At 61.6% G+C, this 13,943-nt stretch carries 13 protein-coding genes; 7 read left to right on the forward strand and 6 right to left on the reverse strand.

The genetic code is table 11. From position 1 onward, the window contains the following. Position 1: 1 nt before the first annotated feature. Entirely contained in the window at positions 2-2,383 is a 2,382-nt protein-coding gene (locus ACUN0G_RS05330; RefSeq protein ID WP_445572848.1) for a TonB-dependent receptor, read from the reverse strand. Positions 2,384-2,579: 196 nt separating this feature from the next. On the opposite strand from ACUN0G_RS05330, the gene ACUN0G_RS05335 reads away from it, so the two are divergent. Further along, a complete protein-coding gene (locus ACUN0G_RS05335) occupies positions 2,580-3,290 on the forward strand; it encodes a response regulator (RefSeq protein ID WP_445572849.1) in 711 nt (236 codons plus the stop codon). Then, positions 3,287-4,678: an ATP-binding protein gene (locus ACUN0G_RS05340; RefSeq protein WP_445572850.1), complete on the forward strand. Its 1,392-nt coding sequence runs from the start codon at positions 3,287-3,289 to the stop codon at positions 4,676-4,678. Before ACUN0G_RS05335 ends, ACUN0G_RS05340 begins: the two co-directional genes overlap by 4 nt. Positions 4,679-4,818: 140 nt before the next feature. On the opposite strand, the gene ACUN0G_RS05345 is transcribed toward ACUN0G_RS05340, so the two are convergent. From ACUN0G_RS05345 to ACUN0G_RS05360, 4 genes are all read right to left on the reverse strand, one after another. Next, positions 4,819-5,019 carry an SEC-C metal-binding domain-containing protein gene (locus ACUN0G_RS05345; protein WP_003189235.1) on the reverse strand — a complete coding sequence of 67 codons (201 nt, stop codon included), beginning with the start codon at positions 5,017-5,019 and terminating at the stop codon, positions 4,819-4,821. Continuing rightward, positions 5,016-5,516: an LEA type 2 family protein gene (locus ACUN0G_RS05350; protein WP_258344034.1), complete on the reverse strand. Its 501-nt coding sequence runs from the start codon at positions 5,514-5,516 to the stop codon at positions 5,016-5,018. Before ACUN0G_RS05350 ends, ACUN0G_RS05345 begins: the two co-directional genes overlap by 4 nt. A gap of 61 nt (positions 5,517-5,577) precedes the next feature. Then, positions 5,578-6,048, reverse strand: coding sequence for a YchJ family protein (locus tag ACUN0G_RS05355; RefSeq protein WP_258344035.1), 471 nt, complete (start codon positions 6,046-6,048; stop codon positions 5,578-5,580). Between the two features lie 4 nt (positions 6,049-6,052). Beyond that, positions 6,053-6,550 (reverse strand): DUF6231 family protein, encoded by a 498-nt coding sequence (locus tag ACUN0G_RS05360; protein ID WP_421525482.1) that lies wholly within the window; start codon positions 6,548-6,550, stop codon positions 6,053-6,055. Between the two features lie 180 nt (positions 6,551-6,730). On the opposite strand from ACUN0G_RS05360, the gene ACUN0G_RS05365 reads away from it, so the two are divergent. The 3 genes from ACUN0G_RS05365 to ACUN0G_RS05375 all read left to right on the forward strand — a co-directional run bounded on the left by ACUN0G_RS05365 (position 6,731) and on the right by ACUN0G_RS05375 (position 8,598). Then, positions 6,731-7,426 (forward strand): OmpA family protein, encoded by a 696-nt coding sequence (locus tag ACUN0G_RS05365; protein ID WP_445572851.1) that lies wholly within the window; start codon positions 6,731-6,733, stop codon positions 7,424-7,426. 127 nt (positions 7,427-7,553) lie between these two features. Further along, positions 7,554-7,847 carry a DUF1145 domain-containing protein gene (locus ACUN0G_RS05370; protein WP_258344038.1) on the forward strand — a complete coding sequence of 98 codons (294 nt, stop codon included), beginning with the start codon at positions 7,554-7,556 and terminating at the stop codon, positions 7,845-7,847. After that, positions 7,840-8,598 carry a collagen-like protein gene (locus ACUN0G_RS05375; RefSeq protein WP_258344039.1) on the forward strand — a complete coding sequence of 253 codons (759 nt, stop codon included), beginning with the start codon at positions 7,840-7,842 and terminating at the stop codon, positions 8,596-8,598. Before ACUN0G_RS05370 ends, ACUN0G_RS05375 begins: the two co-directional genes overlap by 8 nt. Positions 8,599-8,733: 135 nt before the next feature. Here the strand turns inward: ACUN0G_RS05375 and ACUN0G_RS05380 are convergent, their stop codons facing one another. Then, entirely contained in the window at positions 8,734-9,198 is a 465-nt protein-coding gene (locus tag ACUN0G_RS05380; protein WP_219406626.1) for a CopD family protein, read from the reverse strand. Between the two features lie 99 nt (positions 9,199-9,297). Here ACUN0G_RS05380 and dinG point away from each other — a divergent pair, with 99 nt between their 5' ends. Both dinG and ACUN0G_RS05390 read left to right on the forward strand, forming a co-directional pair. Continuing rightward, entirely contained in the window at positions 9,298-11,442 is a 2,145-nt protein-coding gene (gene dinG, locus ACUN0G_RS05385; protein ID WP_008432096.1) for an ATP-dependent DNA helicase DinG, read from the forward strand. Positions 11,443-11,537: 95 nt separating this feature from the next. Continuing rightward, positions 11,538-13,865: a beta-galactosidase gene (locus tag ACUN0G_RS05390; RefSeq protein ID WP_421525480.1), complete on the forward strand. Its 2,328-nt coding sequence runs from the start codon at positions 11,538-11,540 to the stop codon at positions 13,863-13,865. Positions 13,866-13,943 lie beyond the last annotated feature (78 nt).

Raw genomic sequence — 13,943 nt, forward strand, 5'->3', positions numbered from 1 at the left:
CTTAAAACTCATAGTCGACACTGGCGGTGAGCGTGCGCCCGGCTCCCGGGATGCCGTAGAGCTGGAAGCCGTCCAGGGACGCGCCAATCTGGCTGTAGTAGAACTTGTTGAACATGTTGTTGAGGTTGAGGTTGACCGTGGTCTGCTTGCTCACCTTGTACTGCGCGGCCACGTTGTTGAGCCAGTAGCCGGGGGCCTTCTCGTGGTCGCGGGTGTAGATCGCGTAGACGCCGGACGGGCCGGTGGCGTAGCTGCTGTTGTTGTTCAGGCCGCCGACGTATTTGTTGTCGCTGTAGCGGCGGCGTCCTACGTATTGCGCGCCGTAGCTCAGGCTCAGGTCGTCGGTGACGGCGTAGGTGGTCCACAGGTTGGCGGTCAGGTCGGGAACGTTCTTGGCTTCCTCACCTTTGTTGGCGCCTTTGGTCTGGGTGCTTTTGAGCGCCGAGAACCCGCTGTACACCGTCCAGCGCGGGCTGATATTGCCTTGCAGGCCCAGTTCTACGCCGTCTACGCGTTTGGCGGGGAGGGCGCGTACCGGAGCGGTTTCGCCGTCCTGGTATTCCCAGGAGTTGTCCAGTTCGGTGCGGAAGATCGCGGCGGTGATGTTCAGCAGGTCGTGGGCAATGTCCCACTTGGTGCCGATTTCGTAGGTTTTCGACTTGGCCGGTGTGTAGTTGCTGGTGCTGGCTGCACCGTAGATCTGGTTGTTGGTCGACGCACCCAAGGCCGACGGTTGTGCCGCTTCGCTGTAGGAAACGTAGATGCTGCCATTGGGCAACGGCTTGTACACCGCGCCGACGCGTCCGCTCACTGCGCCGTCGGTGCTGCTGATGGTGGCTTGGCCGCGCTGGCTGGTTTCGGCTTGCCAATGGTCATAGCGCAGCGAACCGAGGACTTGCCACTGGTCGTTCAGGGTGAGGGTGTCACCGAGGTAAATACCGGCGTTGTCAATGACCGAGCGCGGGTCGCCCTCGCCCTTGACCGTGGTGGTGCTGGCGAAGCTGTGGTTGGGGTCATTCATGTCGAAGAACAGATCGCCCGCCGGCACTTCAGCATTGCGTTTCAGGCCGCCGTAGGTCTCGTGATAGAACTCAAGCCCACTGACAACTGCGTGCTCCAGGCCGCCGGTATTGAACTTGAAGCTGAAGTCGGTCTGGTTGTCGAGGATGGTGTAGCGCTTGGACAAACCGAAGTCGCTGCCCCGCAGAATGCCGTAGGCGGTGTCAGCGCTGTTGGCGTATCCCGGGTAGGCATTTACCGTGCTGCCGGGCACCTGGCTGATCGGTCCTGCGCCGGTGTAGCCCAAGGTCGCACAGCGCGTGCCGGTGCAGGTTTTCTGGCCATTGGCGTTGGCAGCAAAGAAACGTGCGGGCGAGAGCACGGCGAAGTTGTCGGTGCGCTCCCACTTGGTCTGGTTTTTCAGGGTCGCTTCGTTCCAGTCGAAGTCGTGTTCGAAGCGCGCGGTCAGCGAGGTGGTTTTGGTCTGCTGGGTGTACAGATGTGAGTCGCCGTACCAGTTGGAGCGTTTAACGCCAGGCATACGGTCGCCATCGGTGCCGCGCTGGATCGGCACGCCGCCGTCCGGGGTGTTGTCGTCCTTTTGATAGAAGGTGTCGATGAACAGGCGCGTGTCGGTGCCCAGGCCGAAGCCGAGGGAGGTCGCGATGCCCCAGCGGTCGTAGTCCACGTCGTCGCGCTCGGCCACCTGGTTGTAGTGTTTCATCAGGTTGATGCGCAGGGCGGTGGTGTCATTCAGTTGTTTGTTGAAGTCGCCGGTAAGGCGGCGGTAGCTGTCGGTGCCGATGCCGGCCGAGAGTTTGTTGGCATCCCCCAGGTGCGCTTCTTTGCTCACCAGGTTGACGCTGCCGCCTACCGCGGAAACGCCGGATTCGATCGAGCCGGTGCCCTTGAACACTTCTGCCTGTTGCAGGTTGAAGGTGTCGGTGCGGGTTGATTGGCCGGCATCGCGCACACCGTCGACGGTCAGGCTCTGCTCCGAGGAAAACCCGCGAATCGAAAACAGGTCGCCCCAGCCCAGGTTGCCTTCGCCGGACATGAACGTGATGCCCGGCACGTTGCGCAACACTTCCTGCAAGGTCTGCGCGTTTTGCTCCTTGAGCACTTGCTGCGGGACGATGGTTACGCTTTGCGGGGCGTCCAGCAGCGGCTGGCTGATTTTTGCCGAGGTCACCCGGTCGACCTTGAAGGCTGAGGTGGCTTCGCCATCGATCTTGATTTCCGGCAGGCTCAGCACCGAATCATTGGACGCCGTCACCGGCGTATCGGCCCAGGCAGTAGGCGTCATGCTGCCGGCGGCAAGCAGGCCGAACATCGGCGCAAGGGTAGAGGGCAGCGACAAAGCGCGAGAAGTAGGCAATGGCATTCGGAGTGACCTGGGCTAAATTACAATTAATCTCATTTAGATTCGGTAGTCTAAAGACCGATACCGGCCGCCACGCCGTGGCTTTGTAATGGGGATGCGCGATTACCGCTTCTCACAACATTCCATTACATTTGCGTGTACTTCTGGCTGACGTTTCGGCTATCTCCTGCCTTTTGAGTTTCGGACGAGTTGCCCCATGGCCAAGCAAGACCATCTGCTGATCGTTGATGACGACCCGCAAATCCGCCAGTTGTTGTGTGATTACCTGAGTGATGCCGGCTTCCAGGTGTCCACTGCCGGCGACGGCAAGGAAATGCGCCGCCGCCTCGCGCTGAATGTCATCGACCTGATCGTTCTCGACCTGATGCTGCCGGGCGAAGACGGCCTGAGCCTGTGCCGCGAGCTGCGGGTGAGCTCCAACACGCCGGTGATCATGCTCACCGCCAAGGGCTCGCTGATTGACCGGATCGTCGGCCTGGAAATCGGCGCCGACGATTACCTGCCCAAGCCGTTCGACCCTCGGGAGCTGCTGGTGCGGATCAAGGTGGTGCTGCGCCGGGTGCAGAGTTTTCCGGACCGGGCGCGGCTGGATGAAGCGCCGAGCATCAGCTTTGCCGGCTGGCAACTGGACACCCGGGCGCGGCAATTGCTCTCGCCGGAAGGCGTGGTGGTCAGCCTTGGCAACTCCGATTACCGGGTGCTGCGCCTGTTGTTGCAGCATCCCAACCGGCCGCTGAGCCGCGACTTTTTGCTCAACCATGTGTTCGACAAAGACAGCACGCCGTTCGACCGCTCGATTGATGTGTGTGTCAGCCGCCTGCGTTCGCAATTGCCGGCCGGGTTGATCAAGACCGTGCGCAACGAGGGCTATATGCTCACCGCAGACGACGTGGCGCTGCAATCGTGAAACTGCTGCCGCGTTCGCTGTTTGGCCGGCTGGTGCTGATCCTGGTCAGCGGCATGCTCGCGGCCCAGGCCCTGACCAGCAGCATCTGGTACGACATGCGCCACGGCCAGGTCCTGGAAATCCCCAGTCGGCTGATCGCCACGCGGCTGGCGGATGTCGTGCGGTTGGTACACAGCGATCCGGCGCAGGCTGATGAGCTGATCAAGCTGCTCGATACGCCGGGCTTTCGCCTGACCCTGAGTGACCAGGCCAGTGAGGTGCCAAGCCGCATCAGCGACAGCGACCAGGCCACCGAGCGCTTGCTGAATAAAGTGCTGTCGGAGAAAACCGGCTCCACGCAGAACCTGCATCTACTGAGTCTCAAGTTGCTGGATGCCGAAGGCCAGCATGCCGGGTTGTCGACTCTGCTCAGCTCCAAGCCGGTGGTGGGGCAATTCCTGATTGACCTGCGTTTGCCGGACGGGCGGTGGCTGCAGGTGCAGGCCACCGAGGAGCAGGGCTGGACCAGCACCTCGCCGATGGACCTGCTGTTTGACTACGTGATGCGCATTTATCTGCTGCGGGTGTTGGTGCTGGTGATTATTGCCCTGGTGGCGGTGCGCCTGGCCATTCGCCCGCTCAATGCCCTGGCCAAGGCTGCCGAGGCGTTGGGCCGGGACATCCAACAGCCACCGTTGGCCCTCGACGGCCCCACCGAAGTACGCCGCGCCGCCCAGGCGTTCAACGCTATGCAACAGCGGCTGATCGCGAATATCGCCGAACGTACGCGCTTCCTTGCGGCGATTTCCCACGACCTGCGTTCACCCATCACACGCCTGCGGTTGCGTACGGAAATGCTCGACGACAACCGCACCAAGGAGCGTTTTCGCAGCGACCTGGAAGAAATGGAACACATGGTTTCCAGCACCCTGGATTTTGTCAGCAGCGGCGAAATCAACGAAAAGCGCCAGAACATCGACATCAACGCCTTGCTGCAAAGCTTGCAGGCCGATCTGCAGGATGTGGGTGAGACGGTCACGATAGAAGGGCGGGCCAAACAGCCGCTGCCTGGATATGCCCGAAGCCTTAAGCGTTGTGTGCAAAACCTGCTGGAGAACGCAGTGCGTTATGGCCGCGAAGTCGTGGTCCGGGTTGAAGACAAGGCAGATAGCTTGAAGATTGTCATCAGCGACCGTGGGCCGGGGATCCCCCAGGAGCAACTGGAACAGGTGATGGAGCCGTTTTACCGGGTGGAAGGCTCACGTAACGTGGAAACCGGCGGGTACGGTCTGGGGCTGAGCATCGCGCATACGATTGCCAGTGCCCATGACGGGCGGTTGAGCTTGAGCAATCGGGAAGGTGGGGGATTGGAGGTGGTGTTGCAGTTTCAGCGCAAATCCTGGCCTTGAAATGCAGGCTGAATGTGGGAGCGGGCTTGCTCGCGAAAGCGGTGTATCAGTAACACAGAGGTTGACTGACACTGCGCTTTCGCGAGCAAGCCCGCTCCCACAGTTGGATGTGCAGTGTTTCGAGAATCGGGTTTCTTAACTCACGCCCCGTGGCACTTCTTGAATTTCTTCTCGCTGCCGCATGGGCAAGGGTCGTTACGACCTACATCCTTCAAGGCGTTGCGCACCGGCTCCTGGTGAGCGTGGCCGCAGTTCGGGCCGTGGACATGGCCGTGGTCGTGATCATGGTGATCGTGATCGTGGTTGCAGTCAGGACCATGGACATGGGGTTGCTGAGTCATCGATGTCGCTCCGGAATAAAATCGCCGGGGATTATCTCGCCATTGCGCAACACCTGCACGTCGTTCCCGATAAATAAACCGGTTTTCAACTCGCCTTCAAGGCGATAGGGCACGGGATCGCGCGGATTTTTCAGCATGTCGACCACATCGCGGATCTGCGGCCACAGGTTGGTGCGCACCGATACCCGGAAAAAAGCGTGGCTATGGGGGGGCACGGTCAGCCACTCGTTGGACTCGCCTTCGGTCAGCACCATCGTGCCGAGGCTGACCTTGTAAATCAGGCCGCGCACGGTCAGGTCGTTGTCATCGCGGTTATCCACACGGAAATACAGCTTGAACTTCTGCTCCAGCAACTTGACCCGCACGGGGTCGACCTTGACCAGCCGCACCTCGGGGGCGGGCGCGTCGTCGGCGAACCACGATGCGCAGCCGGAAAGCCCTAGCATCAATGCCAGCAGAAGGCTGTAAGTCCTGAATATCCGTGCCTGAGAAACCATGCCGTTACTCCGTGTGAAGAGTCAGCATAGCAAGCAAGAGCCTGCCGGGTATCAATGAATGTCAGAGGTAGCTGGCGCAGCACTTCTTGAATTTCTGCCCGCTGCCGCACAAGCAGGCGTCATTGCGCCCAGGCTTTACGTCTACCGTCGGGTCGATAAAGTACCAGTGCTCATTGTTCTGTACGAAAGAGGAACGCTCCCGGTGGCTGTGTTCGCCAGTGCTGTCATGCCAGCGGGCGGTAAAGGTCACGAAGGCATGTTCCGGCTGGCCGCCGAACACCTCGGAGCTTTCCACTGAAAGGCCCAGCCAGGTGCTTTGGGCGCTCCAGGCGCCGATGGCGGCCGTGTCCAGCCCGGCTTGCTGCGCAGGCACGGTGGTTGCCACCAGGTAGTCCACCAGTCCCAACACGTAGGCGCTGTAGCGCGAACGCATCAGCGCTTCGGCGCAGGGGGCCGGGTGGCCGGCGTGATAATGACCGCAGCAGGCATCCAGCAGGTTGCCACTGCCGCAGGGGCAAATGGATGTACTCATTGGGTTACCACCAATACTTTCCAAAGTTTTGCGGGTTGGCCCAGAAGCGGGCGTTCAGCCAATCCGGCACCTGTTTATAGTCAAGCAGATCATAGGTAAACAGCGTCAAAACCTGACCGTCGCGCTGGAAGCGTTCGCTGGCTTGCAGGGCCAGGGAGAAGAAGTCGGTGTCTTTCCAGTGGCAGGCGGCCAGGTCCACCAGCACCGCAATGCGGCTGGCATTGAGGTTGCGAATGCCCCCCAGCAAGGTCAGGCCCGCAGGTTTTGACAGGTGTTCCAGGCAATCGACCACCAGCGCCAGGTCAAAACGCTGGGCCGCAAGCTCGGCGGGCAAGGGGCCGGGCTCGGCGAGGGACACCACGGTATCCGGGTGTGCTTCCTTAAAGGCGTCCAGCGCCGGGAACTGGCTGGCGCCCAATAACAGCAGGCGTTTGGGCGCGTGAAGATCCAGCAGCGCAGCGAGCGCTTGCTGGGGTGTACGGGAAGAAATACCGGCAGTCATCGAAGATCCTCACATCAGGACCGTAGAGACTAGCCTGCCTGAGCGTGCGGGCCTAGAGCGGGCGGCGAGAATAAACGGCCCGGCCCAATGAATACTGGGGTGTGACACGCTGGCGCAGATGAAAAGAGCCGTCTTTACTCCACCCGTCGGCCCCCGCCGATCCCCTCAGGAGAAAGTCAGATGAGCATCATGCGGACAGCTCTACCCTTGGTTCTGCTAACCGGAGTATTGACAGGTTGCGCAGGCTTGCAAAAAACCGACTGGCCCACCTGCGCCGCGGTCGGCGGCGTGACCGGCGCTGCTATTGGTGCAACCCAAAGCTCTTCCTATGCAGGCTACGGCGCGTTGTTGATCGGCGGCATGGCCGGCGCCTATTGCTGGGTGCATGGCGATGGTGATGAAGACGGCGACGGCGTGCCGGACAGCCGCGACAAGTGCCCTGGCACGCCAAAAGGCGTGCAGGTCGACGCCAATGGCTGCCCTCCGGTGCCGGTAGCGGTGGTTCAAGAGGAAGTGGTGGTGGTCAAGGAAGAAACCATCGTGATTCGTGACGTGCACTTCGAGTTCGACTCCGCCAGGCTGACGGCGGCCGACAAAACCAAACTCGACGTGATTGCTACCCGCCTGAAAAAAGAGGCCCCGAGTGCACAACTGCGCGTCAGCGGGCATACCGACAGCGTCGGTAAAGACGCCTACAACCAGAAACTCTCTGAACGACGTGCTCATTCGGTAACCGACTATCTGGTCAGTTCCGGAATACCGCGCAGCAGCTTTGTCTCGGTGACCGGCGCCGGCGAAAGCCATCCGGTGGCGGATAACAAAACCGCTGATGGCCGCGCGCTGAACCGCCGCGTGGAAATTCAGATCAACCGCTGACCCCGCCTCAAGGCCCCTGTGGAATCCCCAGGGGCCCCTTCATCAATTTTTTAATCCTTCACTGGCACAACGCCTGTAGAAGTCGTTACTGTGCGCCCAAAGAATAATGTGCAAGGGGGCGTGCGGGATGAAGGTGTTTTGGGGGCTTGGGAAGTTTTTGACGTTGCTGTTCTGGGTCGTGGTGGTGGTCAATCTGTTCACACCGCTGATCAATCCGTTCCACCTGTTAGTCAATTTGGCCGGCAGCTTATTGTTGTTGACCCATATTCTGGAACTGCTGTTATTCAACGGCAGTGTGAAAACCCGTGCCCATCCCTGGCGTGACCGCTTGCAGATCCTGCTGGTGGGTATGTTCCATGTGCAGAGCTTTTCGACGCCGACACCGACTAATGATGTAAACAAGGAGGCCAATCATGCGTAAGGTTTTTCTGTTGGCCCTGCTGGTCAGCCCCATTGCCCTGGCCCAGAGCGTCAGCGTCGAGACCAACTCGTTGATGCGCCTGCCCAACAGCAGCGGCGTTTTGCAGTTGGAGCGCCTGGATGTAGCGGATTACGGCACCTTGCTGATTCCCGCCAATATCACCCAGGTGACGGTGGACGAATTGCACCTGGGCCGCGACGCTCGCATCGCCATCGTTCCCGGCAGCACCGCCCTGCAATTGCAGGTGCGCCAGGCGCAGCTGGAACACGGCAGCCAGATCACCTCGCGCGGTGCTCCCGGTACCCATGAACGTCCGGCCAAGGCGGGGCGTGACTTGGTCTTGCGGATTAACTCGCTGACGGCTGATGAACTGTCGGTGGATGCCCGCGGTGGTGCAGGTGCCCAAGGGTATGCCGGGCTGGACGGTGCCAATGGCGAAGACCCGGGCTGCACCTGGGGCTCGGCCGGTCGCGGTGCCAATGGCGATAACGGCGGCGACGGTCTGCCGGGCGCGGCGGGCGCGCAGGTTCGTGTGGAATTGCCGCAGGACTTTCCGGGCGAGAAGATCAAAGTCTGGGTGGACGGCGGTGCCGGCGGTTTGGCGGGCACAGCGGGCAAACCGGGTAAAGGCGGGCAGTCCAAGGGTTGCCTGGTGTACCGCGCGGACGGCGGCGAGAAGGGCCGGGCCGGGTTGGAAGGGCAGCCGGGGCCAGCGGGGCCTGCGGGTGCTGTGACCATCCAGAGGCTTTAACGCTTTACCTGTGGCGAGGGAGCTTGCTCCCGCTGGGCTGCGTAGCGGCCCCAAAAAAAGCGGGAGCGCTTCGCACTCCAGCGGGAGCAAGCTCCCTCGCCACAGCAAGCCCCTCCCTACAGGATATGGGACACCTCAGAACATCGGCCGTGCCGAAGCAATCGCCACCAGCACCAACCCCACAATCAAGTTAATCCCCACCAATTTACGAATCTGCCCCAACGCCGCCGCCCCGGCCGGCCAATCCTCAGCCGCCACCGCCGTGCGCAGCTCCGGCAACTTCAGTGCCTGAATCCGAATAAACAGCGCGGTCATCACCACATACAATCCCATCATGACCTGCACATAACGCGGCGCGGTCTCAAACCCGCTGAAGCGCAGTTGCAGCAGGCCGACACCGCTGATCGGCAAGACCAGCACCGCGACCCACACCCACACGAAAAAACGTTGAAACACATTTACCCAGAGTTTCAGCCGGGCAGGCCCGTCCAGCGCGGCCATGGCGGCGGGGCGCAGGATCATCCAGGCGAAAAACATACCGCCGACCCAGATCAGGGCGGCCAGTACATGCAGGGTGTAAGCGAAGCTAAAGACGGTCATTGGGGTACTCCGTTCTGCGCGGGATTAATTAGCGGGGTATGATAGCGGCCGATCCGAACCACTGAAAATTTATCCAGCGTTTTTTGCGCCCGACTATCCATGATCAGCACTGAACTCAAAACCACGATCCAGGGCGCCTACTCGCGTTTTCTCGAAGCCAAGAGCTTGAAACCGCGGTACGGCCAGCGCCTGATGATCGCCGAAGTCGCCAAGGTCCTCGGGGATATCGACACCGACGACGAAGGCCGGCGCAGTGGCGACCCCGCCGTGGTGGCCGTCGAGGCCGGCACCGGTACCGGTAAAACCGTGGCCTACAGCCTGGCGGCGATCCCCACCGCCAAGGCCGCCGGCAAGCGCCTGGTGATTGCCACCGCTACCGTCGCGCTGCAAGAGCAGATTGTCTACAAAGACCTGCCCGACCTCATGCGCAACAGTGGCCTGAACTTTACCTTCGCCCTGGCCAAGGGCCGTGGGCGCTATATGTGCCTGTCCAAGCTCGACGTGCTGTTGCAGGAAGGCCACGCGCAAACCGCTACTGCCTCGCTGTTCGAAGAAGAAGGCTTCAAGATCGAAGTCGATGAGGTCAGTCAGAAGCTGTTTACCAGCATGATCGAGAAACTAGCCGGCAATAAATGGGACGGCGACCGCGACAGCTGGCCCAATGCCCTGGAAGACGCCGACTGGGCGCGCCTGACCACCGACCACAGCCAGTGCACCAACCGTCATTGCCCCAACTTCGGCCAGTGCGCCTTCTACAAGGCCCGGGAAGGCATGGGCAAGGTCGACGTTATTGTCACCAACCATGACATGGTCCTCGCCGACCTGGCCCTGGGCGGCGGCGCTGTATTGCCCGACCCGCGTGACACGCTCTACGTGTTCGACGAAGGCCATCACCTGCCCGACAAGGCCATCGGCCACTTCGCCCACTACACGCGCCTGCGCTCCACCGCCGACTGGCTGGAAACCACCGCCAAGAACCTCACCAAGTTGCTCGCCCAGCACCCGCTGCCCGGCGACCTGGGCAAATTGATCGAGCAGGTTCCGGAGCTGGCGCGGGAGATCAAGACCCAGCAGCAATTCATGTTCAGCGCCTGTGAGCAGGTGGCAGACTTTAAGCCTGGCGAAGACGTGGAAGGCCGCGAACGGCCGCGCCATCGTTTCGTTGGCGGGCTGATCCCCGAGCACATGCGGGAAATGGGCGTCGAGCTGAAGAAGGGCTTTTCACGCCTGACCGACTTGTTCACCCGCCTCACCGATCTGCTCAAGGAAGGCATGGACGGCGAGGTCAACATCGGCATCGCCAGCAACCAGGCTGAAGAATGGTACCCGCTGTTTGGCAGCCTGCTGTCCCGCTCCCAGGGCAACTGGGAGTTGTGGACCGCCTTTACCGTCGAAGACCCGGAAGACAACCCGCCCATGGCCCGTTGGCTGACCTTGTCGGAAAGCGGTGCGTTGTTTGATATCGAGGTCAACGCCAGCCCGATCCTGGCGGCGGAAATGCTCCGACGCAACTTGTGGAATGTGGCCTACGGTGCACTGGTCACCTCGGCCACGCTGACGGCCCTGGGCACCTTCGACCGCTTCCGCATGCGCGCCGGCTTACCGAAAAAGGCGGTTACCGCCGTGGTCCCAAGCCCGTTCCATCACGCCGACGCCGGTGTGCTGCGGGTGCCGGACCTCAAGGCCGACCCACGGGATGCACCGGCCCACACGGCGGCGATCATTCGTGACCTGCCGTCGTTGGTCGAGGGTTCCCGGGGCACGCTGGTGCTGTTCTCGTCCCGCAAACAGATGCAGGACGTGTTCGACGGCCTCGACCGTGACTGGCGCAAGCAGGTATTTATCCAGGGCAATCTGTCGAAACAGGAAACCCTGAACAAGCACAAGGCGCGGGTGGATGGCGGCGATTCCAGCGTCCTGTTCGGCCTGGCGAGTTTCGCTGAGGGTGTGGATTTGCCCGGCGCTTACTGCGAACACGTGGTGATCGCCAAGATCCCGTTCTCGGTGCCGGATGATCCGGTGGAGGCCGCGCTGGCCGAATGGATCGAGGCCCGGGGCGGAAATCCGTTCATGGAAATCTCGGTGCCGGACGCCTCCTTGAAGCTGGTCCAGGCGTGCGGGCGTCTGCTGCGTACCGAAGAAGACCGCGGCACCATCACCTTGCTTGACCGGCGTCTGGTTACCCAGCGCTACGGGAAAGCTATCCTGAATGCTTTGCCGCCGTTTCGGCGGGAAATTTCTTAAGACCCCGTGGGCGAATTCGCCCACTTCGTGGTCTATCTCACCATTGCTTCACGTCATCAGGCCAGTCACCGGCCGTTTGGGAGAACCTTGTTCACATGATTCGCACGCTGCCCGCTGTTTTTGCCTTGTTGTTCGCCGCGCCATTGCTGGCTGCGCCTGCCGGGCAACAAACCCTGTTCAACTTTGTACGGCCCGCCGATGTGGTCAAGGTGGCGACCCAGGACGCCAGCCTGCCGCAATACAACGCCGAACAAACCCCTGAAGGCGAAGTGCTGCGCCGTATTACCTTCAACCCGGCGGCCGAACCGAGCCTGGTGCTCAGCCCGCAGACCGGTGCCTGGGACTGGTCGCAATCCGGTGCGATGAGCCTGCGTATCCAAAGCGCGATGGACTGGGCGCTGACCCTGTACGTCAAGGTGCAGAGCAATGATGGCAGGACCCTGTTCAGCCGTATCGACCTGCCAGCCGGCCCGGCGCAAACGCTGTTGATTCCGTTGCAAGCCAACTCCCCGCGGAGCCAGGGCATGAAGGCCGGCCCGCCGATGCCGATTACCGTCGATGGCCAGCGCGTGTTGCTGGCCAGCAGCGAAGGGGAGATCGACCGCAGCCAGATCGTGTCGGTGACCCTGTCGATGATCAAGCCCAATGTCGCCCAAAGCATCCTGCTGGAGCGCTTTGGCGTGCAGGACATCGCGCCGGTGCTCAAGGCCACCTACAGCGATCTGGTGGATGCCTATGGGCAGTCCACCCGCGCCAAGTGGCCGGAGAAAGTCAGCAGTGACGATCAGTTGCGGGCCGCAGCGGTCAAGGAGCAGCAACAGCTCAAGGGCTGGCTGGCCGAGCGCGACAAGGCGTCCCTGGACAAGTACGGCGGCTGGAACAAGGGCCCGGCCTTTGACGCCAGCGGCTTCTTCCGCACCGAGAAGCGCGACGGGCGCTGGTACCTGGTGACACCGGAAGGCCATCCGTTCTACTCCCTGGGCGTCAACACCGTAGCGCCGGACAACAGCCAGACCTACGTTGCGGGCCGCGAATGGATGTTCGCCGCGCTGCCCAAGGCCGGCGAGCCTTTCGACAAGTACTATGGAAGCAGCGACAGCCGCAGCGGCAATGGCGCTGATCAGGGGCGCAGCTTTAATGTTGGCCGCTGGTACGACTTCTATGGCGCCAACCTGCAACGTACCTATGGCCAACCTTGTGTGCCGCCTGCACCTTGCCAGCCTGAAGGCTTCGACCAGAAACGCTGGGTCAGCCACACCCTCGACCGTCTTAAAGCCTGGGGTTTCAACACCGTCGGCAACTGGAGCGCGCCGCAATTGGCCACCGCCGACCGCGTGCCTTACACCTTGCCACTGTCGATCGTCGGCGATTACGCGAGCATCAGCACCGGTACCGATTGGTGGGGCGGTATGCCCGACCCGTTCGACCCGCGTTTCGCCATGGCCACCGAGCGCGCGGTGGCGATTGCCGCCCGTGACCACCGCGATGACCCGTGGTTGATCGGCTTCTTTGCCGACAACGAACTGGCCTGGGCCGGTCCCGGTGATGATGCTAAATCCCGCTACGCCCTGGCCTACGGCACGCTGCGCATGACCACCGACGTGCCGGCCAAGCGCGCGTTCCTCAAGCAGTTGCGCGACAAGTACCGCAACCAGGACGGTCTGTCCAAGGCCTGGGGCATCGAATTGCCCGCCTGGGAGTTGATGGAAGACCCGGGCTTCGTGCCGCCCATGCCAAACCCCGAGCACCCGGAAATCGAAGCGGACTTCAAGTACTTCCAGAAGACCTTCGCCGATGCCTACTTCAAGACCATCTCCGATGCGCTGAAATGGCACGCGCCGAACCAACTGTTGCTGGGTGGCCGTTATGCGGTCAGCACCCCGGAATCGGTGGCGTCCTGCGCCCAGTATTGCGATGTGCTGAGTTTTAACATGTACACCCTCAAGCCCCAGGACGGTTATGACTTTGCGGCCCTGCGGGCTTTGGACAAGCCGGTGCTGATCACCGAGTTCAACTTCGGCTCGGCGGACCGCGGCCCGTTCTGGGGTGGCGTAACGCAGTTGGCCCGGGAAGAGGATCGCGGGACTGCCTACGCCAACTTCCTCAAGCAGGCCATGGCCGAGCCGTCGATTGTGGGTGTGCACTGGTTCCAGTATCTGGATCAGCCGGTCACCGGTCGATTGCTGGACGGTGAGAACGGCCACTTCGGCCTGGTAGGCATCACCGATGTGCCATTCCAGGGCTTTGTCGACAGCGTGCGGAAAAGTAATCTGGCGGCGGTCGACCAACTGGGCAAAGAGGCCGAGAAGGCCAAGGCGGCTCCCGCGGTTCACACCGCAGAAGGCGGTAAACCGGGGCATGACGGCAATGCCGCAGGGCCGGGAGCAGAACATTCCGGCGGGCATTCGGGCAAAGGCCATTGATGGCGCCAGATCGATGAGTGCGGGTTCACAAATCACTCAATGACTGGAACAATGTCGGCCACTTTTTGTAGTACTTTT

Source organism: Pseudomonas sp. 32A (genome assembly GCF_052682255.1).

Coding starts and splice junctions, on each gene's coding strand:
- ACUN0G_RS05370 (WP_258344038.1), top strand. CDS start 7,554: ATGAAGGTGTTTTGGGGGCTTGGGAAGTTTTTGACGTTGCTGTTCTGG.
- ACUN0G_RS05345 (WP_003189235.1), bottom strand. CDS start 5,019: ATGACTCAGCAACCCCATGTCCATGGTCCTGACTGCAACCACGATCAC.
- ACUN0G_RS05335 (WP_445572849.1), top strand. CDS start 2,580: ATGGCCAAGCAAGACCATCTGCTGATCGTTGATGACGACCCGCAAATC.
- ACUN0G_RS05355 (WP_258344035.1), bottom strand. CDS start 6,048: ATGAGTACATCCATTTGCCCCTGCGGCAGTGGCAACCTGCTGGATGCC.
- ACUN0G_RS05350 (WP_258344034.1), bottom strand. CDS start 5,516: ATGGTTTCTCAGGCACGGATATTCAGGACTTACAGCCTTCTGCTGGCA.
- ACUN0G_RS05360 (WP_421525482.1), bottom strand. CDS start 6,550: ATGACTGCCGGTATTTCTTCCCGTACACCCCAGCAAGCGCTCGCTGCG.
- dinG (WP_008432096.1), top strand. CDS start 9,298: ATGATCAGCACTGAACTCAAAACCACGATCCAGGGCGCCTACTCGCGT.
- ACUN0G_RS05365 (WP_445572851.1), top strand. CDS start 6,731: ATGAGCATCATGCGGACAGCTCTACCCTTGGTTCTGCTAACCGGAGTA.
- ACUN0G_RS05375 (WP_258344039.1), top strand. CDS start 7,840: ATGCGTAAGGTTTTTCTGTTGGCCCTGCTGGTCAGCCCCATTGCCCTG.
- ACUN0G_RS05380 (WP_219406626.1), bottom strand. CDS start 9,198: ATGACCGTCTTTAGCTTCGCTTACACCCTGCATGTACTGGCCGCCCTG.
- ACUN0G_RS05390 (WP_421525480.1), top strand. CDS start 11,538: ATGATTCGCACGCTGCCCGCTGTTTTTGCCTTGTTGTTCGCCGCGCCA.
- ACUN0G_RS05330 (WP_445572848.1), bottom strand. CDS start 2,383: ATGCCATTGCCTACTTCTCGCGCTTTGTCGCTGCCCTCTACCCTTGCG.